This is a genomic window from Pelagimonas sp. KU-00592-HH, from assembly GCF_040369695.1.
GTDB lineage: Bacteria > Pseudomonadota > Alphaproteobacteria > Rhodobacterales > Rhodobacteraceae > Shimia.
This window is the reverse complement of the sequence record NZ_BAABWM010000001.1, coordinates 843807-864301: the sequence shown is the minus strand read 5'-3', so window position 1 is coordinate 864301 and position 20495 is coordinate 843807. Positions and strand designations below refer to the sequence as shown.

General features: G+C 60.7%; 18 protein-coding genes and 2 tRNA genes. 10 read left to right on the top strand and 10 right to left on the bottom strand.

What is annotated here, in order from left to right; translation table 11 throughout:
- Window positions 1–65: 65 nt before the first annotated feature.
- Window positions 66–275 carry a DUF1127 domain-containing protein gene (locus tag ABWV42_RS04260; protein ID WP_255104585.1) on the bottom strand — a complete coding sequence of 70 codons (210 nt, stop codon included), beginning with the start codon at window positions 273–275 and terminating at the stop codon, window positions 66–68.
- A 126-nt stretch (window positions 276–401) separates the two neighbouring features.
- Here ABWV42_RS04260 and ABWV42_RS04255 point away from each other — a divergent pair, with 126 nt between their 5' ends.
- Window positions 402–1304 carry a LysR family transcriptional regulator gene (locus tag ABWV42_RS04255; protein ID WP_255104586.1) on the top strand — a complete coding sequence of 301 codons (903 nt, stop codon included), beginning with the start codon at window positions 402–404 and terminating at the stop codon, window positions 1302–1304.
- Here the strand turns inward: ABWV42_RS04255 and ABWV42_RS04250 are convergent.
- Entirely contained in the window at window positions 1301–2263 is a 963-nt protein-coding gene (locus ABWV42_RS04250) for an NADPH:quinone oxidoreductase family protein (protein ID WP_353339022.1), read from the bottom strand. The two genes, ABWV42_RS04255 and ABWV42_RS04250, sit on opposite strands and share 4 nt — an antisense overlap.
- A gap of 307 nt (window positions 2264–2570) precedes the next feature.
- On the opposite strand from ABWV42_RS04250, the gene ABWV42_RS04245 reads away from it, so the two are divergent.
- The 3 genes from ABWV42_RS04245 to ABWV42_RS04235 all read left to right on the top strand — a co-directional run bounded on the left by ABWV42_RS04245 (window position 2571) and on the right by ABWV42_RS04235 (window position 5247).
- Window positions 2571–2945 (top strand): helix-turn-helix domain-containing protein, encoded by a 375-nt coding sequence (locus tag ABWV42_RS04245; protein WP_255104590.1) that lies wholly within the window; start codon window positions 2571–2573, stop codon window positions 2943–2945.
- 45 nt (window positions 2946–2990) lie between these two features.
- Window positions 2991–3794 (top strand): histidinol-phosphatase, encoded by an 804-nt coding sequence (gene hisN / locus ABWV42_RS04240; protein ID WP_353339021.1) that lies wholly within the window; start codon window positions 2991–2993, stop codon window positions 3792–3794.
- Window positions 3795–3912: 118 nt separating this feature from the next.
- The gene (locus ABWV42_RS04235) at window positions 3913–5247 is read left to right on the top strand and encodes an 8-oxoguanine deaminase (protein ID WP_353339020.1); all 1335 of its coding nucleotides are present in this window, start codon (window positions 3913–3915) and stop codon (window positions 5245–5247) included.
- A 72-nt stretch (window positions 5248–5319) separates the two neighbouring features.
- On the opposite strand, the gene ABWV42_RS04230 is transcribed toward ABWV42_RS04235, so the two are convergent.
- Window positions 5320–5394 (bottom strand) — tRNA-Gly (locus ABWV42_RS04230).
- Between the two features lie 27 nt (window positions 5395–5421).
- Window positions 5422–5496, bottom strand: a tRNA-Gly gene (locus tag ABWV42_RS04225).
- Window positions 5497–5742: 246 nt separating this feature from the next.
- On the opposite strand from ABWV42_RS04225, the gene ABWV42_RS04220 reads away from it, so the two are divergent.
- The 3 genes from ABWV42_RS04220 (at window position 5743) to ABWV42_RS04210 (ending at window position 7717) form a co-directional block, all read left to right on the top strand.
- Window positions 5743–5865 carry a hypothetical protein gene (locus ABWV42_RS04220; RefSeq protein ID WP_353339019.1) on the top strand — a complete coding sequence of 41 codons (123 nt, stop codon included), beginning with the start codon at window positions 5743–5745 and terminating at the stop codon, window positions 5863–5865.
- A 93-nt stretch (window positions 5866–5958) separates the two neighbouring features.
- Entirely contained in the window at window positions 5959–6816 is an 858-nt protein-coding gene (locus ABWV42_RS04215; protein WP_353339018.1) for a glycosyltransferase family A protein, read from the top strand.
- A gap of 19 nt (window positions 6817–6835) precedes the next feature.
- Window positions 6836–7717 (top strand): glycosyltransferase family 2 protein, encoded by an 882-nt coding sequence (locus ABWV42_RS04210; RefSeq protein ID WP_353339017.1) that lies wholly within the window; start codon window positions 6836–6838, stop codon window positions 7715–7717.
- 60 nt (window positions 7718–7777) lie between these two features.
- Here ABWV42_RS04210 and ABWV42_RS04205 read toward each other — a convergent pair whose 3' ends face one another.
- The gene (locus ABWV42_RS04205; RefSeq protein ID WP_255104603.1) at window positions 7778–11218 is read right to left on the bottom strand and encodes a pyruvate carboxylase; all 3441 of its coding nucleotides are present in this window, start codon (window positions 11216–11218) and stop codon (window positions 7778–7780) included.
- A 347-nt stretch (window positions 11219–11565) separates the two neighbouring features.
- Here ABWV42_RS04205 and ABWV42_RS04200 point away from each other — a divergent pair, with 347 nt between their 5' ends.
- Window positions 11566–11946, top strand: a complete 381-nt coding sequence (locus ABWV42_RS04200; RefSeq protein WP_353339016.1) for a rhodanese-like domain-containing protein — start codon at window positions 11566–11568, stop codon at window positions 11944–11946.
- Here the strand turns inward: ABWV42_RS04200 and ABWV42_RS04195 are convergent.
- A complete protein-coding gene (locus ABWV42_RS04195) occupies window positions 11940–13076 on the bottom strand; it encodes an alpha-hydroxy acid oxidase (protein WP_353339015.1) in 1137 nt (378 codons plus the stop codon). The two genes, ABWV42_RS04200 and ABWV42_RS04195, sit on opposite strands and share 7 nt — an antisense overlap.
- A gap of 122 nt (window positions 13077–13198) precedes the next feature.
- Between ABWV42_RS04195 and ABWV42_RS04190 the strand changes: the two genes are divergently transcribed.
- Window positions 13199–15628, top strand: a complete 2430-nt coding sequence (locus ABWV42_RS04190) for an ATP-dependent helicase (protein WP_353339014.1) — start codon at window positions 13199–13201, stop codon at window positions 15626–15628.
- A 472-nt stretch (window positions 15629–16100) separates the two neighbouring features.
- Here ABWV42_RS04190 and ABWV42_RS04185 read toward each other — a convergent pair whose 3' ends face one another.
- Entirely contained in the window at window positions 16101–16316 is a 216-nt protein-coding gene (locus tag ABWV42_RS04185) for a DUF1127 domain-containing protein (RefSeq protein ID WP_255104610.1), read from the bottom strand.
- Between the two features lie 249 nt (window positions 16317–16565).
- Between ABWV42_RS04185 and ABWV42_RS04180 the strand changes: the two genes are divergently transcribed.
- Window positions 16566–17642: an Mrp/NBP35 family ATP-binding protein gene (locus ABWV42_RS04180; protein ID WP_353339013.1), complete on the top strand. Its 1077-nt coding sequence runs from the start codon at window positions 16566–16568 to the stop codon at window positions 17640–17642.
- An 84-nt stretch (window positions 17643–17726) separates the two neighbouring features.
- Here ABWV42_RS04180 and ABWV42_RS04175 read toward each other — a convergent pair whose 3' ends face one another.
- From ABWV42_RS04175 to ABWV42_RS04165, 3 genes are all read right to left on the bottom strand, one after another.
- Complete coding sequence (locus tag ABWV42_RS04175; RefSeq protein ID WP_353339012.1) at window positions 17727–18035, bottom strand: EthD family reductase; 309 nt, start codon at window positions 18033–18035, stop codon at window positions 17727–17729.
- Window positions 18036–18142: 107 nt separating this feature from the next.
- Window positions 18143–18631 carry a DUF2244 domain-containing protein gene (locus ABWV42_RS04170; RefSeq protein ID WP_353339011.1) on the bottom strand — a complete coding sequence of 163 codons (489 nt, stop codon included), beginning with the start codon at window positions 18629–18631 and terminating at the stop codon, window positions 18143–18145.
- A gap of 113 nt (window positions 18632–18744) precedes the next feature.
- Window positions 18745–20415, bottom strand: a complete 1671-nt coding sequence (locus tag ABWV42_RS04165) for a cytochrome c oxidase subunit I (RefSeq protein WP_353339010.1) — start codon at window positions 20413–20415, stop codon at window positions 18745–18747.
- Window positions 20416–20495: the final 80 nt, after the last annotated feature.

The following is a 20495-nucleotide window of genomic DNA, read 5'->3' as shown; positions in this document are numbered from 1 at the left end:
TATCGGTGAGCTTGACGCCGTTTTCAAGAAAATCCGCCCCAAAAGACGCGAATTTTCCGTACCTTTTAGCGCAGCCAGGTGCTGGGCACGTCCCAGATCTTGCGGCGGGCTTCGGTGATGGCTTCCTGACGGGTCAGGCCGAGGTCGCGCAGGGCGGCATCGTCGAGGCGGGCCAGGGCCTTGCGTTGACGGCGCAGTTCCGCGAGCTGGCCGAAGGTCGGGGCTTTCGGCGAGGAGAGGCCGACTTGGCGACCGAGGGTTGCAATGAGGGTCATCGTCTTGTCCTTTCTCTGCTTGCGATGAATTTTCAGTTTTTCATCAAGTTGCTTGATGTATATGGCGATGTGTGGTTATTTTGAAAACGAATGTTTGTGAGATGATACATCAAGGATGTTGATGAAATGCGGAATCTCGATGTCACCACGTTGCGTAGTTTCGTTGCGGTCGCCGATCTGGGCGGTGTGACCAAGGCTGCAGGGTTTCTTCACTTGACCCAGTCAGCGGTTTCCATGCAGTTGAAAAGGCTGGAGGAATTGATTGGCGTGTCATTGCTTGACCGGTCGGGGCGCGGGATCGCGTTGACGCCGGCGGGTGAGCAGCTGTTGGGCTATGCGCGGCGCATGGTGTCGCTGAATGATGAGGTGATCCGCCGCCTGACTCATGATGAATTCGAGGGATCCATTACGCTTGGTGTGCCGCATGACATCGTTTATCCGGTGATCCCGCGCGCGATGCAGCAGTTCGCGGCAGCCTATCCGCGGATCAAGGTGCATTTGATTTCGTCTTATACGCGGGCCTTGCGTGGCCAGTTCGAAAAGGGCGAATGCGATCTTATCCTCACGACCGAAGCGGAAACCGGGGCCGGGGCAGAGTTGCTGTGCACCCTGCCGATGGCCTGGATCGGTGCGCCGGGCGGGGCCACCTGGCGGCGACGTCCGTTCCGGTTCGCAACGGGCGAGAACTGTCTGTTCCGTACGCCGTCTATCCGGGCCTTGGACGAAGCGGGAATCGAATGGGAGATGGCGGTCGAGACCACATCCGAGCGCACAGTGGAGGCAACGGTCAGTGCTGACCTTGGCGTGTGTGCGATGATCAAGGGAACCGAGCCACCCTTTCTGGAAGTGATCGAGCATGGCGGCGCCTTGCCTGATCTCGGATGCCAGAACATCAACATGTATGGGGCGCAGGCCGGCAAGGGGGACGTGATCGCCTATCTTGCCGATCTGCTGAGAGCGGGGTTCCATCCGATGCGGGGCAACCTGGAACTGGTCACGCCGAAGCGGATGTCCGCCGTCGGACGTTAATCCATCGTCACCACGACTTTGCCGGTGGACTTGCGCGTGCGCAGCAGGTCCATCGCGTCGTTTGTCTGCTCGAGTGGCAGGATGTTGCTGACGTGTGGTGTGATCTTGCCTTGGGCGTACCAGTCAAAGAGCGTGGACAGGCTATCGGTGATGACCTTGGGGTTGTGAGCAAGATAGGCCCCCCAGTAGAGGCCGATCACGGTCAGGTTCTTGACCAGCAGGTGGTTGGCCGGGATTTGCGGCACGTCGCCGCTGGCGAAACCGATGGGCAGCAGGCGCGCGTCGGGGTTGCAGGCCCGGAAGGCCGCTTTGAACTGATCTCCGCCAACCGGATCATAGACAACGTCAGCGCCGCCGAGGGATTTTACAACCTCGCGGATATCTTCCGTCGTGGCGTCGATCAGGTGATCCGCGCCCGCCTGCTTGGCAATCTGAAGCTTATCAGCGCCACGTGCGCAGGCGATCACCTTGGCGCCCATGACCTTGCCGATCTCGACAGCAGTGAGGCCGACACCACCGGCCGCGCCAAGCACCAAAAGGGTTTCGCCGGGCTGCATGCGGGCCCGATAATCAAGCGCGACGTGACTCGTTCCATATGCGACCAAAAAGGCAGCTGCGTCGGTAAATGACATCGTTTCCGGAATCGCGACACATCGTTTCACATCAAAGCAGCCATACTCGGCCAGGCCGCCTTTTCCCCCGAATACCGCTATGCGTGTGCCAACCGCAGGCCCTTCGGTGTCCGGCCCGAGGGCATCAACGACACCCGCCACTTCGAGACCGCCAACAAAGGGCAGAGGGGGGGTATCCTGATAGGTGCCCTTCTGCATCAGCAGATCGGCGAAATTCAGCCCGCATGCACCAATTTTAACGCGAATCTCGCCTTTTTGGGGTATTGGGAGGGGTAAATCGACGATTTCGGGCTTGGTTTCGAAAGAGGCGACCTGATACGCGCGCATTGATTTTCTCCTGGCTGGGTGACTGGCTTTTTAATGGGATATGACGCGCCGTCAAAAAACAATTGCTATCACGCACTTTACGTTTGTTCCGTTGCGTGCGGAAAACGCGCTATGATTGTATTGTTCACAACTTCGCTAGCGGCACACTTGTGTCAAAATTCTTGATCCGTGAGGAAAAACTGTTACATTGCCCATATCGCTGTAGGGATGCATAGCGACGCATAAAGGTACCCGGAATAGGCCAGTTTAATGTCCTGACGGGGTTAAATTCGGCGGGGAGCCGGGAAGGTAATTAAGGAGTCGTGTGATGGCCCACCCAGTGGACGTGCATGTAGGTAAGCGGATTCGGCAGCGCCGATGGCTCACCGGAATGACGCAGCAGCAGCTTGCAAACCAGGTTGGAATCAAATTCCAGCAAATTCAGAAATACGAAACCGGTGCGAACCGCGTGAGTGCATCCCGTCTTTGGGACATCGCTGACGCACTGGATGTTCCTGTCAGCTTCTTCTTCGAGGGCATCGAAGGCGACGAGGGCGCGAACGAAGCGGCATCGGCAAAAGTGCCTGCGGACATCATGGGCGACAAGGAAGCTCTTGATCTGGTCCGTTCGTACTATGCGATTCCGGAAAACCAACGCCGCCGACTGTTCGAGCTGGCGCGGGTCTTATCTGACGTCGCTTGAGTTTAAGCCTTTGCTGCGATAGCGGGGATGCAAAGCGGCAAAGGGATGGCTCAGGTGGATCAAGACACTCAAAGAGATATTGTACGGGCGGCACACGCGATGGCGGATGCCGCCCGATCTGCGATCATGCCCTACTTTCGGCAATCGGGCCTTTCGGCGGACAACAAGCTGGAGGGCGGGTTTGATCCGGTGACCGAAGGCGATCGCGCGGGCGAGTTGGCCATGCGGGCGGTGTTGGCCGAGATGCGGCCCAATGACGGAATTCTTGGTGAAGAGTTCGGCCAGAGTGAGGGGACCAGCGGTCTGACCTGGGTTCTGGACCCGATCGATGGCACGCGTGGGTTCATCAGCGGTACGCCGACATGGGGGGTGCTGATTGCCGTGTCGGATGCGAACGGGCCGGTTTTCGGGATCATCGAACAACCCTATATCAAGGAGCGGTTTGTCGGCGGTTTCGGCGAGGCCTATGTGGATGGGCCTTACGGAAAGAGCGACCTTGCCGTGCGCAAGGACAGCCGGCTTGGCGATGCGATTGTCTTCACCACCTTCCCCGAGGTCGGCACGCCTGCGGAAGCGGCCGGGTTCAAGGCGGTTTCGGAGCAGGCGAAGCTGACGCGCTATGGCATGGACTGTTACGGTTACGCGCTCTTGGCGCTGGGGCAGATCGATCTGGTGATCGAGGCGGGGCTGCAATCCTACGATATTCAGGCACCGGTGGCCGTTGTCGAAGCGGCGGGCGGGATCGTCACGGACTGGCAGGGTGGCCCTGCGCATGAGGGCGGACGAGCCCTTGCGGCGGCGAACCCGGAAATCCATGCGGAAGCCTTGAAAATCCTCAAAGAATATTGAGTTGCGCGCGGCGCCGGTCTAACCTGTTCCGGCGTCGAGTCCTTTGCCCGTCTTCTGTCGGCGCGTTTCACACTTCACCTTACCGAAGCGGGCCACAGGAAGTGTGAAAGGACGTCTTATGCCCGAAATTCTGATCCGAAATGCCGACCACGTTTTGACAATGGACGACGACCGCCGCGAGCTGCGCGGCGCAGATGTGCGGTTGCGCGACGGGATGATCGTCGAAATCGGTGTTGGGCTGGCAAGCGAGGGTGAGGTCGTGGAGGCCGCGGGCTGTGTTGTGACGCCGGGCTTGGTGAACACGCACCACCATCTTTACCAGACCCTGACGCGGGCTGTGCCGGGCGGGCAGGATGCGCTGTTGTTTGGCTGGTTGCAAACGCTCTACCCGATCTGGAGCCGGTTTGGTCCGGACGAGATGTTTGTCTCGGCGCAGGTGGGGATGGCCGAGCTGATGTTGTCGGGCTGTACGCTGACGTCGGACCACCTGTATCTCTATCCCAACGGCGCGCGGCTGGAGGATACGATCCATGCGGCGCGCGAGATCGGGATGCGGTTTCATCCAACCCGCGGCGCGATGAGCATCGGCGAGAGTGATGGCGGTCTGCCGCCGGATTCGCTTGTCGAGCGGGAGGAAGACATCCTGAACGACATGGTGCGCGTGGTGGATGGGTTCCATGATGCCAGCGAGGGATCGATGTGTCGCGTTGGTCTTGCGCCCTGTTCGCCCTTCTCGGTCAGTCGGGGGCTGATGCGGGATGCGGCGATCCTTGCGCGGGACAAAGGGGTGATGCTGCACACCCACCTTGCCGAAAACGACGAGGATATTGCCTATTCGCTCGAGAAATTCGGCTGTCGGCCCGGGCAATATGCCGAAGACCTTGGCTGGACCGGAGACGACGTGTGGCATGCCCATTGCGTGAAGCTGGACATGCAGGAGATTGATCTTTTCGCACGCAGTGGCACCGGGGTGGCGCATTGCCCCTGTTCCAACTGTCGCCTTGGCAGCGGCATCGCGCCGGTGCGCCAGATGCGGGATGCGGGGGTGACTGTCGGTCTTGGTGTGGACGGGTCGGCCAGCAATGACACCAGCAACATGGTGCTTGAGGCGCGGCAGGCGATGCTGTTGCAGCGGGTCAGCCAGGGTGCGGATGCGATGAGCGCGCGCGAGGCGCTTGAGATTGCCACACGCGGCGGGGCCGAGGTTCTGGGGCGTGATGACTGTGGTCAGCTGGCTGTGGGCAAGCGGGCCGATCTGGCGCTTTGGGATGTCACGGGAATCGAGAGCGCCGGCAGTTGGGATTCGGCGGCGCTGTTGCTGGCGGGGCCAAGCAGGGTGCGTGATCTGTTCATCGAGGGGCGACAGGTGGTGCGGGATGGGCATGTAACGACGGTTGATTTGCCGCGCGTGATTGAGCGCCAGAATGCCTTGGCGCGACAGCTGGCCCAATAAATCGCGGTCTTGAAACGATGCCCTGAAAAACGAAAAGGCGCTGGAACATCCAGCGCCCTTTTCGGTTTCTTTTGGAGCGGGCGAGGCGATTCGAACGCCCGACCCTAACCTTGGCAAGGTTATGCTCTACCCCTGAGCTACGCCCGCATGCCAAAAGACAACTTTTTTACTCAATGGAGCGGGCGAGGCGATTCGAACGCCCGACCCTAACCTTGGCAAGGTTATGCTCTACCCCTGAGCTACGCCCGCCTCCTTGAGTGAGGCGTGAGATATAAAGTCTGGGCCGGAGCCGCAAGAGGAAAAATGCGGTCAGGCGAAAAAAATTTCGAAACGGGCGACGGGATTTAGCGGGCGGCGCGTATCACCTGGCAGATGTTCAACAGGATGCGTCGTCGGGTGGTTGTCGAAGGGCCTTTGCTTATTGGGCTTTGCCGATCCCCGAGGCCGCGACGCGGGGAAATTGCCGGTCAACGGCGTGGGAGAGAGAAGATGTGTGTGAGTCAAAATCTGCGAATGGGGCTTTTGGTTCTGGCGATCATGGCGGGGCTGGCGGCCGAGCGTCACATGCAGGAGATCGTTGCCGATCTTGATGCGGTGGTGGTTGTGCGGGTCGGCTGATTTCCGGTTGGTTTTCCAAGGCTTCCCACGCTTTGACGCATCGCCTGGATATGCTAGGGGAGAGGGCAAGAGCAGCCTTGGAAGGAACGGGATTTGAGCAGGTACATCATTACGCTCTCGTCGATCCCGCCACGATTCGACACCCTGTCGGAGACGCTGGACAGCCTTCTGACGCAGACCGTTCCGGCAGAACGGATCATTCTTTACATCAACGACAGTTATCTGCGGTTCCCTGACTGGGATGGCACCCTGCCCGTGGTTCCCGACGGGGTGGAAATTCGCCGCGTGGCCGAGCATTGGGGACCGGCGACCAAGGTTTTGCCGGCGCTGCGCGATTTCGCGGATGAGGATGTCGATATCCTGTTCTGTGATGATGACCAGATCTATGCGCCCTACCTAGCCGAACGGATGCTGAACGAACGCAAGCGGCGGCCCGAAGACTGTATCGGTATCAGCCCGATGGATGACTATGCCCCCCCAGAAGGGGAGACCCGCAGGACGTGGGATGCGCGGCCGCGTGTGCTGCGACTCTGGAAAGTGACCAACGTGCTGCATCGTCTCCAGCTCGGCCTTGCCAACTGGCGGGCGCGGCGCACGGGTGTGTTTCATGAGCCGCTGCGTCGGCATGTCATGCGGTCGGGCTATGCCGATGGGTTCGAGGGCTTCATGGGGGTGCTGGTGCGGCCCCGCTTTTTCCCGCCGGAGGTGTTCGACCTGCCCGATTTTGCGCGGCCTGTGGACGATGTCTGGCTGTCTGGTCATGCGACCCGTGCGGGGCACCCACCGTGGATTCTGGGCGGGTTCTCGGAGCCGGTGCTGATGCCGCGGTCAAAACCGGCACATCTGGATGAAACGGCGCTGCATCGCAACGATTTCGACGGGCGGGACCGGGATGATTCCAACCTAGAAGTGGTGCGCTACTTCCAGGAGACCTATGGTCTCTGGCGCTAGGATGGCGGGGAGCGTGTGAATGACGGCGGATGCGGGGACTTTGGGTAAGGTGAACTCCGGGCAACGGCCCTATGTGATTTCGCTGTCATCCATTCCGTCACGCTTTGACCGGCTGAGCGCCACGCTCGAGCTTCTGGTGCGCCAATCGGTGCCTCCGCTTGAGGTGCAGGTGAACATTCCGCACAGCTATCGCCGGTTCCCCGACTGGGACGGTGTTCTGCCAGAGGTGCCGGAGGGCGTGACGATCTTTCGCTGCAACGAGGATTTCGGCCCGGCGACCAAGCTTTTGCCGACATTGCAACGCTTTGAGGGGCAGGATGTCGATATCCTGTTTTGTGACGACGACATGCGCTATCCGCGCCACTGGGCCTCGTGGTTCCTGCGCCAGAGGGCCCGCCAGCCCGAGGCCTGTATCGCGCTATGTGGCGAGGATATCGAAGACATTGCGCTGGAAGATCGTACGGATGCCGCCTTTCCCCGCCCCAAGCTGATGTGGAAGATCACCGATCCCGAGCATTGGGTGCATCGGGGCATCGATGCCTTTGGCAAGCGGTGGCTTGGCTGGCCGGAGCGGTTCCTTGGCCGCAGGCAGTATCTGACCGGCGGCTATCTCGACATGTTTCAGGGGTTTGGTGGCGTCATGGTGCGTCCGCATTTCTTTGACGAAGGCGTCTTTGATATTCCGCCGGTTCTGTGGTCGGTCGATGACTTCTGGCTGTCCGGGAATGCGGTGAAGAACGGGCATCCGACATGGGTGATACCCTATCGCCGCGCGCCGAACTCGCATCAGCATTACATCGCGGATGCGCTGACCACCTCGGTGATTGACGGGCATGACAGGGACTCGGCCAACCTGTTTGCCGAACGCTATCTGCGCGAGCATTTCGACATCTGGCGGTAGTTTCAGGCGATGTGAGGCCCAGAAAAAAGCCCCGCCGGAGTGGCGGGGCTTTGTTTTGTCTTACTCGAACTCGACGAGGAGGTCTTTTGCGTCGATCTGCGATCCGGCGCTGGTGTGGACCGCCTTGATGGTGGCGTCCCGTTCAGCGTGGATGCCGGTTTCCATCTTCATCGCCTCGATGGTCAGCAGCAGGTCGCCTTCCTTGACGTCCTGGCCAGCCGAGACCGCGACCGAGGCCACGACGCCCGGCATCGGCGCACCGATGTGGTTGGCGTTGCCGACTTCGGCCTTGGGCCGCGCGGCGGTCGAGGATTTCACCAGACGGTTCGGCACGCGGATCACGCGGGGCTGACCGTTCAGTTCGAAGAACACCTTCACTTCGCCGTTCTCGTCGGTCTCGCCGATGGCCTGAAGGCGGATTTCCAGCGTCTTGCCCGGATCGATCTCGGCGTTGATCTCTTCGCCCGGCTCCATGCCGTAGAAGAAGGTCTTGGTCGGCAGGGTGCGGACCGGACCATAGGCGCGGTGGCGGCCCATGTAATCCAGGAAGACCTTGGGATACATCAGGTAGCCGTTGAGATCCTCGTTATCGACCTTGAAGCCTTCGAGTTCCTTCGACAGCTCCTTGCGGGTTGCTTCGAGATCCACCGGTTCGAGGTGGGCGCCGGGGCGTTCGGTGTTGGGTGCTTCGTCCTTCAGCACCTTCTTGATGATGCCTTCGGGGAAGCCGCCCGGAGGCTGGCCGAGGTTGCCGCGCATCATGTCGATGACCGAGTCGGGGAAGGCCACGTCGTGTTTGGGATCTTCCACTTCCTCGCGGGTGAGGCCCTGGCTGACCATCATCAGCGCCATGTCGCCAACCACCTTGGAGGAGGGTGTCACCTTGACGATGTCGCCGAACATCTGGTTGACGTCCGCATAGGACTGGGCCACCTGCGGCCACTTTTCCTCGAGGCCGAGGCTGCGGGCCTGTGCCTTGAGGTTGGTGAACTGACCACCCGGCATTTCGTGCAGGTAGACTTCGGAGGCCGGTGCCGCGAGGCCGGATTCAAAGGCGGTGTACTGTGCGCGCACGCCTTCCCAGTAGTCCGAGATTTCGCGGATCGCTTCGATGTCGAGGCCGGTGTCACGATCAGTGTGGCGCAGGGCTTCGACGATCGAGCCGAGGCAGGCCTGGCTGGTGCCGCCCGAGAAGGCGTCCATGGCCGCATCGACCGCATCCACGCCGGCATCTGCCGCCGCAAGGATGGTTGCCCCGGCAATGCCCGAGGTGTCGTGGGTGTGGAAGTGGATCGGCAGGCCGACCTCTTCCTTGAGGGCCTTGATCAGAACCCGTGCCGAGGCCGGTTTCAGCAGGCCAGCCATGTCTTTCAGGCCGAGGACGTGTGCGCCTGCGGCTTCAAGTTCCTTGGCCATGCCGACATAGTAGTTGAGGTCGTACTTGGCGCGGTCGGGGTTCAGGATGTCACCGGTGTAGCAGACGGTGCCTTCACAGATCTTGCCCGACTCGACCACGGCATCCATGGCAACGCGCATGTTTTCGACCCAGTTCAGCGAGTCGAAGACGCGGAAGACATCAACACCGGTTTCCGCCGCCTGGCGCACGAATTCCTGCACCACGTTGTCGGGATAGTTGGTGTAGCCGACGCCGTTGGAGGCGCGCAGCAGCATCTGGGTCAGGAGGTTTGGCATACGCTCGCGCAGGTCGCGCAGACGCTGCCAGGGGCATTCCTGAAGGAAGCGGTAGGCCACGTCGAAGGTCGCGCCGCCCCAGCATTCCACCGAGAACAGCTCGGGGATGTTGGAGGCATAGGCCGGGGCCGCCTTGATCATGTCGATCGAGCGCATCCGGGTTGCCAGAAGCGACTGGTGGCCGTCACGCATTGTGGTGTCGGTCAGCAGCAGGCGCTGTTGGTCTTTCATCCAGTCGGCAACGGCCTGTGCGCCCTTGTCTTCCAGAAGGTTGCGGCTGCCGTAGGCCGGCTCTGCGCGTTTCGCGGGCGGGATCGGGGCCTTGAGATCCGCAGCCGGGGCCGGACGATCGGTGGTTTCCGGGTGACCGTTCACCGTGATGTCGGCTATGTACGTCAGAACCTTGGTGCCCCGGTCCTTGCGCTTGGCAAACTGGAACAGGTCCGGCGTCTCGTCGATGAACTTGGTGGTGTACTGGTTTGTCAGGAACGTCTTGTGCTTGAGGAGGTTCTCGACAAAGGCGATGTTGGTGCTTACGCCGCGGATACGGAATTCGCGCAGGGCGCGGTCCATGCGGGCGATGGCCTTTTCCGGGGTGGGGGCCCAGGCGGTCACCTTGGTCAGCAGCGAGTCATAGTAACGGGTGATCACGCCGCCCGCATAGGCGGTGCCACCATCCAGACGGATGCCCATGCCGGTGGCCGAGCGGTAGGCAGTGATGCGGCCATAGTCGGGGATGAAGTTGTTCTGCGGGTCCTCGGTGGTAATCCGGGTCTGCAGCGCGTGGCCGTTCAGGCGGATGTCGTACTGCGAGGCCTTGCCGGTGGCTTCGGCAATGGATTTGCCTTCGGCGATCAGGATCTGGGCCTGCACGATGTCGATGCCGGTGACTTCTTCGGTCACGGTGTGTTCCACCTGAACGCGCGGGTTCACCTCGATGAAGTAGAACTTGCCGCTTTCCATATCCATCAGGAATTCGACGGTACCAGCGCATTCATAGTTCACGTGGGCGCAGATCTTGCGGCCAAGTTCACAAAGCTCTTCACGCTGTGCTTCGGACAGGTACGGGGCCGGGGCGCGTTCGACAACTTTCTGGTTACGACGCTGGACCGAGCAGTCACGCTCGTAAAGGTGATAGATGTTGCCCATCTTGTCGCCAAGGATCTGGACCTCGACGTGACGGGCGCGGGTGATCATCTTTTCGAGATAGCCTTCGCCGTTGCCGAAAGCGGCTTCGGCCTCGCGGCGACCTTCGAGTACCTTTTCCTCAACCTCGTCTTCGGAAAAGATTGGGCGCATACCGCGGCCACCGCCGCCCCAGGAGGCCTTGAGCATCAGCGGGTAGCCGATTTCGGCGGCCTCTGCGCGGATCGCATCCATGTCGTCGCCCAGAACCTCGGTGGCGGGGATGACCGGAACACCAGCGGCAATCGCGACCTTGCGGGCCGAAGCCTTGTCGCCAAGCGCGCGCATGGTTTCGGCCTTGGGACCGATGAAGGTGATGCCGTTGGCGGCGCAGGCGTCCACGAAGTCCGGGTTCTCGGACAGCAGGCCATAACCCGGGTGGATCGCGTCGGCGCCACATTCCTTGGCGACGCGGATGATTTCGTCGATGCTGAGATAGGCCGCGACCGGACCCATTCCTTCACCGATGCGATAGGCTTCGTCGGCCTTGAAGCGGTGCAAGGACAGCTTGTCCTCTTCCGCAAACACCGCGACCGTGCGTTTGCCCATTTCGTTGGCAGCACGCATGACGCGGATCGCAATCTCACCACGGTTGGCGATCAGGATTTTCTGAAAATCAGGCATGGGCAGGCTTCCCCTTCTTTGCTCTGTCCAAAACAAGTGCCCTTGGGTAGGGCGCGAGAAAATTCCGCGCAATACCAAGGACTGCGTATTTTTGTAACTTTTATGAAAGGATTTGTTCCCGTTTTTGCTCATCTCAACGGCAATTCTTTCTGCAGTTGCGACATGAGGGGGCAAAGGTGAAAGAATCTTCGATGGTTTTTTCACTGTTGAGTTGGGAAAGCATGTCTGGCACTGCTGTTTTGTATTTAGAAATTGGAATGTGAATCATGCAGAATCGCCGATCTTTCCTAATGGCCGTTGGGGGACTTGCCCTTGTCCCGACTTTTGGCCGTGCTGACGCCGGCCACTTGACGGCACAAGCTGCGATGGACGGGATGGCGCGGGGCGAGTTGATCCTGATCGACATTCGCAGGCCGGAAGAATGGCAGCAGACCGGGGTCGCGAAAGGCGCCTGGCCGCTGGACATGACCGCGCGGGATTTCGGGCCGAAACTTCTTGCCGTGCTTGAGCGCAACCCGAACCGCAAGATCGCGATCATCTGTCGGACGGGGAACCGTTCGAACTACCTCAGGGGCGTTCTGGCCAAGAATGGCATCAAGGGCGTTCTGGATGTGGCCGAGGGGATGGCCGGCGGGCCACGCGGCAAAGGCTGGATACCCTCGGGTCTTCCGGTTGTAAGCGGGGCAGAGGCGGTTGAGGCCCTGCCTCAGGACTTGATCGCTCAGTGATCAACCAGCGCGTTGCGGGCGTCTGACGGGGTCTTGAGGCCCATCTGTCCCATGTTGGCCTCGAGGTCTTTGCGCAGGATGTCGATAAGGTGGTCGGGGCCTGCCTGTCCAAGGGCGGCAAGGGCATAGTGAAACCCGCGTCCCAGCATGACCAGATCCGCGCCAAGGGCCTTGGCGCGCAGGATGTCGAGGCCGGTTTCAAAGCCGCTGTCGATGACCAGCGGCAACGAGGTGGCGGCGCGAATGGCGGGCAGGGCCGAGATGCTGGCTGGGGCGGCGTCGAACTGGCGGCCCGCATGGTTTGACACCCAGATGGCATCGGCACCTTCGGTTTCCAGACGGGCTGCATCTTCGGCGCGCATCACGCCCTTGATGATCAAGGGGCCGTCCCAGTGGTCACGCACCCATTTGTAATAGTCCCAATCGGGCGCGGCACGCAGTTGATAGCCCGCGTGGGCCGTGGACCCGAGGCCGGTCAGGTTGCCGGCGTACTCGTCGATCAGCCGCATGCGGGGCATGCCGTGCCGGAGCGTGGCCAAAGCCCAGGCCGGGCGTTGCGCCACTTGCCACATCAGGCGCGGTGTCAGGCGGGGTGGCGTTGTCAGGCCTGAACGGACTTGCCGTTCGCGGCGGCTGGCTGCGGGGAGATCGACGGTGAGCACCAACGTTGAGAAACCGGCGCGTTTGGCGCGGGCCAGCATATCCTTGCGGATGTCGATGTCGCGGGGCGGGTAGAGCTGGAACCACGCGTGCGGGCCGATATGCGGGGCAACCTCCTCGGGTGTTTGGGCTGCGACCGTGGATAATGTGTAGGGAATGCCAAGGCGGGCGGCGGATTGGGCGAGGAGAAACTCGGCACCGGGCCACATCAGGCCCGACATGCCCACGGGGGCGATGCCGATGGGCAAGGCATATGTTTCAGCCAGAAGGCGGGTCGTGAGATCGGGGGTGATCTCGCCATGCAGGATGGACGGGTTGAACAGGATTGCATCCAGAGCCGTGCGATTGCGGGCCTTGGCGCGTTCTTCCCCCGTGGCGCTGTCGAGGAATTCCCAGACAAAGGTGGGCAGGCGTTTGCGTGCCTTTTGGCGCAGATCGCTGAGGGCGGGATATTTGGCGTGCAGATCCATATGATCTTTGTTGGCAAGACGGCGGGATTTGTCTAGCGGGAGTATTCGGAAAGATGGGAAAATGCGAAAAGGGAACATAATGGGAACTTTTCATCAATTCCCGCAGGGAGTAGAGTGTCGCCATGAGCAGTTTCGACGAATTCGACGCCTTTGAAGGCGCTTCCCTGTCCGCGCGTGCGATGGCGGCGCGGCCGATGCCCTATCTGGACGAGCTGAACCCGGCGCAACGCGAGGCCGTGGAGCAGATGGACGGGCCTGTGCTGATGCTGGCCGGTGCGGGGACAGGCAAGACCAAGGCGCTGACGGCGCGGATCGTGCATCTGTTGAACACAGGGCGCGCGCGACCCAACGAGATTCTGGCCGTGACTTTCACCAACAAGGCCGCCCGCGAGATGAAAAACCGCGTGGGCGGCATGCTGGGCGGCAACATCGAAGGGATGCCGTGGCTGGGTACGTTCCACGCGATCTGTGTGAAACTGCTGCGTCGCCATGCCGAGCTTGTCGGGTTGAAATCAAATTTCACCATTCTGGACACCGACGATCAGCTGCGTCTGCTCAAGCAGTTGATCCAGGCAAACAACATTGACGAAAAACGCTGGCCGCCGCGCATGTTGTCGGGGCTGATTGATGACTGGAAGAACAAGGCGCTGACACCGGACAAGTTGCCGGCGGCGGATGCCGGGGCGTTCAACCATCGGGGTGGGGAGCTTTACGCGCAATACCAGACACGCCTGAAGGACTTGAACGCCTGCGATTTCGGGGATCTGTTGCTGCACGTTGTGACGATCTTCCAGACCCATGGTGATGTGCTGGAGCAATACCAACGCTGGTTCCGCTATATCCTTGTGGACGAATACCAAGATACCAACGTTGCCCAGTACCTGTGGCTGCGCCTGTTGGCGGGGGGGCACAAGAACATCTGTTGTGTCGGCGATGATGACCAGTCGATCTATGGCTGGCGCGGGGCCGAGGTGGGTAACATTCTGCGCTTTGAAAAGGATTTCCCGGGCGCACATGTTGTACGACTGGAACAGAACTATCGCTCGACACCGCATATCCTTGCGGCCGCGTCGAATGTGATCAAGGGCAACGAGGGCCGGCTGGGCAAGACGCTTTGGACTGATCGTGATGACGGGGAGAAGGTGCGTCTGATCGGCCATTGGGACGGCGAGGAAGAAGCGCGCTGGATCGGGGAAGAGATCGAGGCGATGCAGTCGGGTACGCGGGGCATGACGCCCCTGTCGCTGGATGACATGGCGATTCTCGTGCGGGCCTCGCACCAGATGCGGGCCTTCGAGGATCGTTTCCTGACGATTGGCCTGCCGTACAAGGTGATCGGTGGTCCGCGATTCTATGAGCGGCTCGAGATTCGCGATGCGATGGCCTATTTCAGGCTGGTGGTGTCGCCAGAAGATGACCTGGCGTTCGAGCGTATCGTGAATACGCCCAAGCGGGGCCTTGGCAACGTGGCGCAGCAGAAGATCCAGACCTGCGCGCGTGACAACGGCGTGCCGCTGGTGGAAGGCGCGCGTATCCTGCTGGCCGAGAAGGGGATTGGCGGCAAGGGGGCGAAGGAACTTCAGATCCTTGTCGACAGCCTTGCGCGCTGGCATGCGATGCTGGCGGTGCCCGAAATCCCGATGCCGAATGACGATGACTTGCTGGATGACGATTCCGCGCCGATGCCACAGGCCTTGCCGCTTGGCCAAAGCGACGTGAGCCATATCGAGCTGGCCGAGATCATTCTCGACGAATCCGGCTATACGACGATGTGGCAGAACGACAAGACGCCGGAAGCGCCAGGGCGGCTGGAGAACCTCAAGGAACTGGTCAAGGCGCTTGAGAATTTCGACAACCTGCAAGGGTTCCTCGAACACGTCAGCCTGATCATGGACAACGAAAGCGAAGACGGGGAAGCCAAGGTCACGATCATGACCCTGCACGCCGCCAAGGGGCTTGAGTTCCCGGCAGTGTTCCTGCCGGGCTGGGAAGACGGGCTGTTCCCCTCGCAGCGCAGCATGGATGAAAGCGGTCTCAAGGGCCTCGAGGAAGAACGGCGGCTGGCCTACGTGGGGATCACCCGCGCCGAGGAGCTGTGCACGATTTCCTTTGCCGGCAACCGTCGGGTCTATGGCCAATGGCAGAGCCAGATGCCCTCGCGCTTTATCGATGAACTGCCCGAAGACCATGTGGAAGTGCTGACACCTCCGGGGCTTTATGGTGGGGGCTATGGCGCGGCAGCAGCACCAAGCGCGACGAGCTTTGATCAGCGGGTGGCCAGTGCGAACACCTATAACTCTCCCGGCTGGAAGCGGATGCAGGCACGGGCGGGGCAGCGTGGGCTGTCGCAACCCAAGGAAAGCCGCACCACGGTGATTGACCTGTCGGCGGTGTCGAGTTTCACGCTGGGGGATCGCGTGTTCCACCAGAAATTCGGCTATGGCACCGTTGAGCACATCGAAGGCGACAAGCTTGAGGTGGCGTTTGACAAGGCAGGCATCAAGAATGTCGTGGCCAGCTATGTGACAGCGGCGGACGACATCCCGTTCTAGGGCAGAGACACGAGACAGACATAAGGCGCGTCCCCTTTGGGGGGCGCGTTTTTCGTTTGGCATCCGGGCAAAGAAAAACGGCGACGCCAGGGAGGAGGAAGGCGCCGCCGTTCTTGTCAACAAGATGCTTAGGGAGGAGGAGAAAGCACCTTGGTAGTCTGGACCCTTGGGCCCGTATTTTTGAGCGGCAGCACCAGGGAGGAGGAGAGGTGCTGCCGCTTAGTTACAAGATGCCAAAGGGAGGAGGAGGCATCTTGATCTCGTGGACCTTGCGGCCCGGTATTCTGTTGCGGCGACACCCAGGGAGGAGGAGGGGTGCCGCCGCTTAGTCACAAGACGCTAGGGAGGAGGAGAAGCGCCTTGATCTCGGTTGGGTCGTTCAGACCCGGAATTTTGGCGGCGACACCAGGGAGGAGGAGAGGTGTCGCCGCATGAATCGGAAAGCAGAGGGAGGAGAAGCTTTCCGAATTCGTTAACCTTCGTAGACCGCCTGATATGCCATCCGGCGGATCATCGAACGGTGCAGGCCCATATCCTTGAGCTGGGCGTCAGGAAGAGCGGCAAGCTCACGGTATGCCTTGTTGAATGCCCGGGCTTTCTGGATGTGCGCGAAAAGGTCGGTGACAAAAGTCGCGACGCGTTCGGCAAAACCATGCTTTGCGGGGCTGTATTCAGAGGCCAGAGCCATTACGTTTCCTTCAAATCCTGACAGCGTTCGCTGCTGTGTTGTTCGTGTTGAAAGAGATATAGGACTATGCTGCAGCTGCACAATGGATAGCTATGCAATGCTGCTATGCAGCAGGGGAATAGGCGACGCAAGGTCAGGTGTGGGTGGTTGTTTTTTATGCAAGTATCTGAAAATGGTTGCGAAAGTTGAAAAGAGGACTTCCAGATGAAGCTTTTTAAGCGCATGGGATGGTCGCAAAAGGAGAAAGAAATGGCGGTTTCAGAAGGGGCTGTTTTGGAGGCGCTCGGGCGTCTTGCCTTGCCTGATGGAGGCGACCTTGTTTCGCGCGATATGGTGCGTGCAGTTACGGTTGACGGCGAGTCGGTTCGCTTTGTGATCGAGGCGCCGAATCCCGATATCGCGCGCCAGATGGAGCCGCTGCGCAAGGCGGCGGAAGAGATTGTCGGGGCGCTGGACGGGGTGTCGTCGGTGTCTGTTGCTCTGACGGCGCACGGGCCGGCACCTGCGCCGCAGAAGGAGCCGCCAAGCCTCAAGATCGGTGGCCACCCGAAACCCCAGCAGGGGCCGATGAAGGTTGCTGGTGTGAAAAGCATCATCGCCATCGGGTCCGGCAAAGGCGGCGTGGGCAAATCGACCGTGTCGAGCAACCTTGCGGTGGCGCTGGCCAAGCAGGGGCGGCGTGTCGGGCTTCTGGATGCCGACATCTACGGGCCGTCGCAGCCGCGCATGATGGGGATCAACAAACGGCCTGCCTCGCCGGATGGCAAGACGATCATTCCGCTGAAATCCCACGGGGTAACGATCATGTCGATCGGCTTCATGCTGGAAGAGGATCAGGCGGTGGTCTGGCGCGGGCCGATGCTGATGGGCGCCCTGCAGCAGATGCTGGGCCAGGTGCAGTGGGGCGAGCTGGATGTTCTGCTGGTCGATCTGCCGCCGGGCACGGGTGACGTGCAGTTGACGCTGTGCCAGAAGACCGAGATCAGCGGTGCCATCGTGGTGTCGACCCCGCAGGACGTGGCGTTGCTGGATGCCCGCAAGGCCTTGAACATGTTCGACAACCTCAAGACGCCTGTATTGGGGCTGATCGAGAACATGTCGACCTATGTCTGCCCGAGCTGTGGCCACGAGGCGCATCTGTTTGGTCATGGGGGCGTCGCGAGCGAGGCCGAGAAGCTTGGTGTTCCGCTGCTGGGGGCCTTGCCGATTGATCTGGACACCCGTCTGGCGGGCGATGGCGGTACGCCGATTGCCGCGGGAGACGGGCCGATGGCCGAGGCTTATGCGCGGATTGCCGACGGGCTGGTGCGCGGCGGAATGGCCTGATTTTCCCTATCGGTATAACGTCGGTATTACGACGGTATCGCGGCGGTGCGGATTTCGCACCGCCGCTTTTTTATGAAACCGCCTTTAGGCGATGACCTCGCCGATCAGGGTATGCGGTTTCGAATTGGTAAAGTTCGGAATGTCACCAACCACCGGACCAGCATTGGCCATCGCGGCCTTCATCGCGTCCTGATCGGCAAAGACGATGGTTGCGATGGCGTGGAAGGCGGGCGGGGTCTTGGGGCCACCGGTCAGACCCTTGGTGGCTTGTGCCGATTGCATGTGCGGGCCGAAGTGTTCCGCCACCAGCGCCATGTGGGTCGAGGTGTAATAGTCATAGTCGAAATGGCTGTCTTCGGTGATGGGATAGATCACCTGCATGGAAACGGGCATCGTGGCGCTCCTGTTCGTTAGGGTTGGAGGTCAGGATAGCCTTGGTCTCGGGTCAGGGATAGGCCCGTTTCATGCGGGTTGTGTCTTCGTCGCGATGGCGCGCAACGTCACTTTGCCTGCTTCAGGTAGTCGTCCAGTTCGGTGAAAAGCACCTTGCGTTCGTCCTCGGAGAGGAAGCTGCCGATCTCGACCGTGCGGCCGTTGCCGGTGAGGGTGACGTAGTGGGGCAGGGGACCGCCGTGGACGTGCATTTCGGGGCGGGCCCAGTAGATGTTGCAGTCCCATGACTGGGTCTGGCCGCGGGCGGGGCGGTGGGTGAGGGTGAGGATATCGCCGTCGCGGCGCAGTTCCTCGAGGATGTCGCCATCCCTGTAGGAACGTTCCAGCCCGTACCAGAGTGCCCCGACCATCAGCAGGATGAAGGGCAGGATGCCCCAGAGCACGACCGAGCCCAGGAGGCCGTAGAGCGGCACGGTGCCGAGGGTGAAGGCCATCATGACCATTGCGGCAAAGCCACGGCGCGGCAGGGACCGGTGCGGCCAGAGCGTGAGAACAGTGTGGGTGTCGGGGGTGTCGACGGTCCAGGTGTAGGGCATTGGGTTCGCGCGGATGATTGACGGCTAGGACGCCATCTAGAGTGTTGCCGGAAAAGAAAAGGCCCCGGGGCAGTGCCCGGGGCCTCTTGTTCATTTTGCCAGAGGCGTGGCGCTTAGTGCGCGTGGCCCTTGTCCCAGTCTTCCTGCTTCGGGAGCTGCTCGAAGGTGTGTTCGGGCGGCGGCGAAGGGAGGGTCCACTCGAGGGTGTCGGCGTATTCGTTCCAGTAGTTGTTCTCGGTGACGCGGGCACCACGCAAGAGCGTGTAGATCACGATGCCGAAGAACAGAACGAAGGATGCGAAGGAGAGCATCGCGCCCCAGGAGCTGATCTTGTTGAAGTAGGCGAATGCCTCGGGATAGTCGATGTAACGACGCGGCATGCCCTGACGACCCAGGAAGTGCTGGGGGAAGAAGGTCACGTTCACGCCGATGAAGAACATCCAGAAGTGAATCTTCGCCGCGAATTCCGGGTACTGACGGCCGGTCATCTTGCCCATGTAGAAGTAGATACCGGCAAAGATGGTAAAGGCCGCACCCATCGACATGGTGTAGTGGAAGTGCGCCACGACATAGTAGGTGTCATGGTAGGCACGGTCGACACCGGCCTGCGACAGGACGATGCCGGTCACACCACCGATGGTGAAGAGGATCAGGAAGCCGAATGCGAAGAGCATCGGTGCCTTGAACTCGATCGAGCCGCCCCAAACGGTGGCGATCCACGAGAAGATCTTAACACCGGTGGGCACCGCGATGACCATGGTGGCCAGCATGAAGTAGGACTGCTGGGTCAGCGACATGCCGACGGTGTACATGTGGTGCGCCCAAACGACGAAGCCCAGTGCGCCGATCGCGATGATCGCCCAGACCATCGGCAGGTAGCCGAAGACGGGTTTGCGCGCGAAGGTGGCGAACACGTGGCTGACGAGGCCGAAGCCGGGCAGGATCACGATGTACACTTCCGGGTGGCCGAAGAACCACAGGATGTGCTGGTACAGGATCGGGTCACCGCCACCAGCGGGATCAAAGAAGGTGGTGCCGAAGTTACGGTCGGTCAGCAGCATGGTGATGGCGCCTGCCAGAACCGGCAGCGACAGCAGGATGAGCCATGCGGTGACGAAGATCGACCACGAGAACAGCGGAACCTTGAACAGGGTCATGCCAGGGGCGCGCATGTTCAGGAAGGTGGTGATCATGTTGATCGCGCCGAGGATCGACGAGGCACCCGAAACGTGAACCGCGAAGATCGCGAGGTCCATCGAGTAGCCGCCTTCGGTGGTCGACAGCGGTGGGTAGAGAACCCAGCCAACACCCGAACCCAGTTGGTCGTTGCCGCCGGGAGACAGGAGCGAGGCCACGCCAAGCGCCACACCGGTGACATACATCCAGAAGGACAGGTTGTTCATGCGCGGGAACGCCATGTCCGGAGCACCGATTTGCAGCGGCATGAAGTAGTTGCCGAAACCGCCGAACAGTGCCGGAATCACGACGAAGAACATCATCAGGACACCGTGGTAGGTGATCATGACGTTCCAGAGGTGCCCGTTGGGGGTACATTCTGCGTCGGATGCGATGAAACGTGCGCCTTCAAGGCACATGTACTGAACGCCGGGCTCCATGAGCTCGAGGCGCATGTAAACGGTAAAGAGGACCGCGATCAGACCGACCAGAGCCGAAACGATCAGGTACAGAAGACCGATGTCCTTGTGGTTGGTCGACATGAACCAGCGCGTGAAGAAACCGCGCTCGTCTTCATGGTCGTGGCCGTGAATGGCTGCGTCTGCCATCAATTGCCTCCCTGAATGGTGGGTTGAGGGCGCACGAGTCTCCCCGCGTCCCAAGTTCATCATCGTTTTTAGATGTGAAG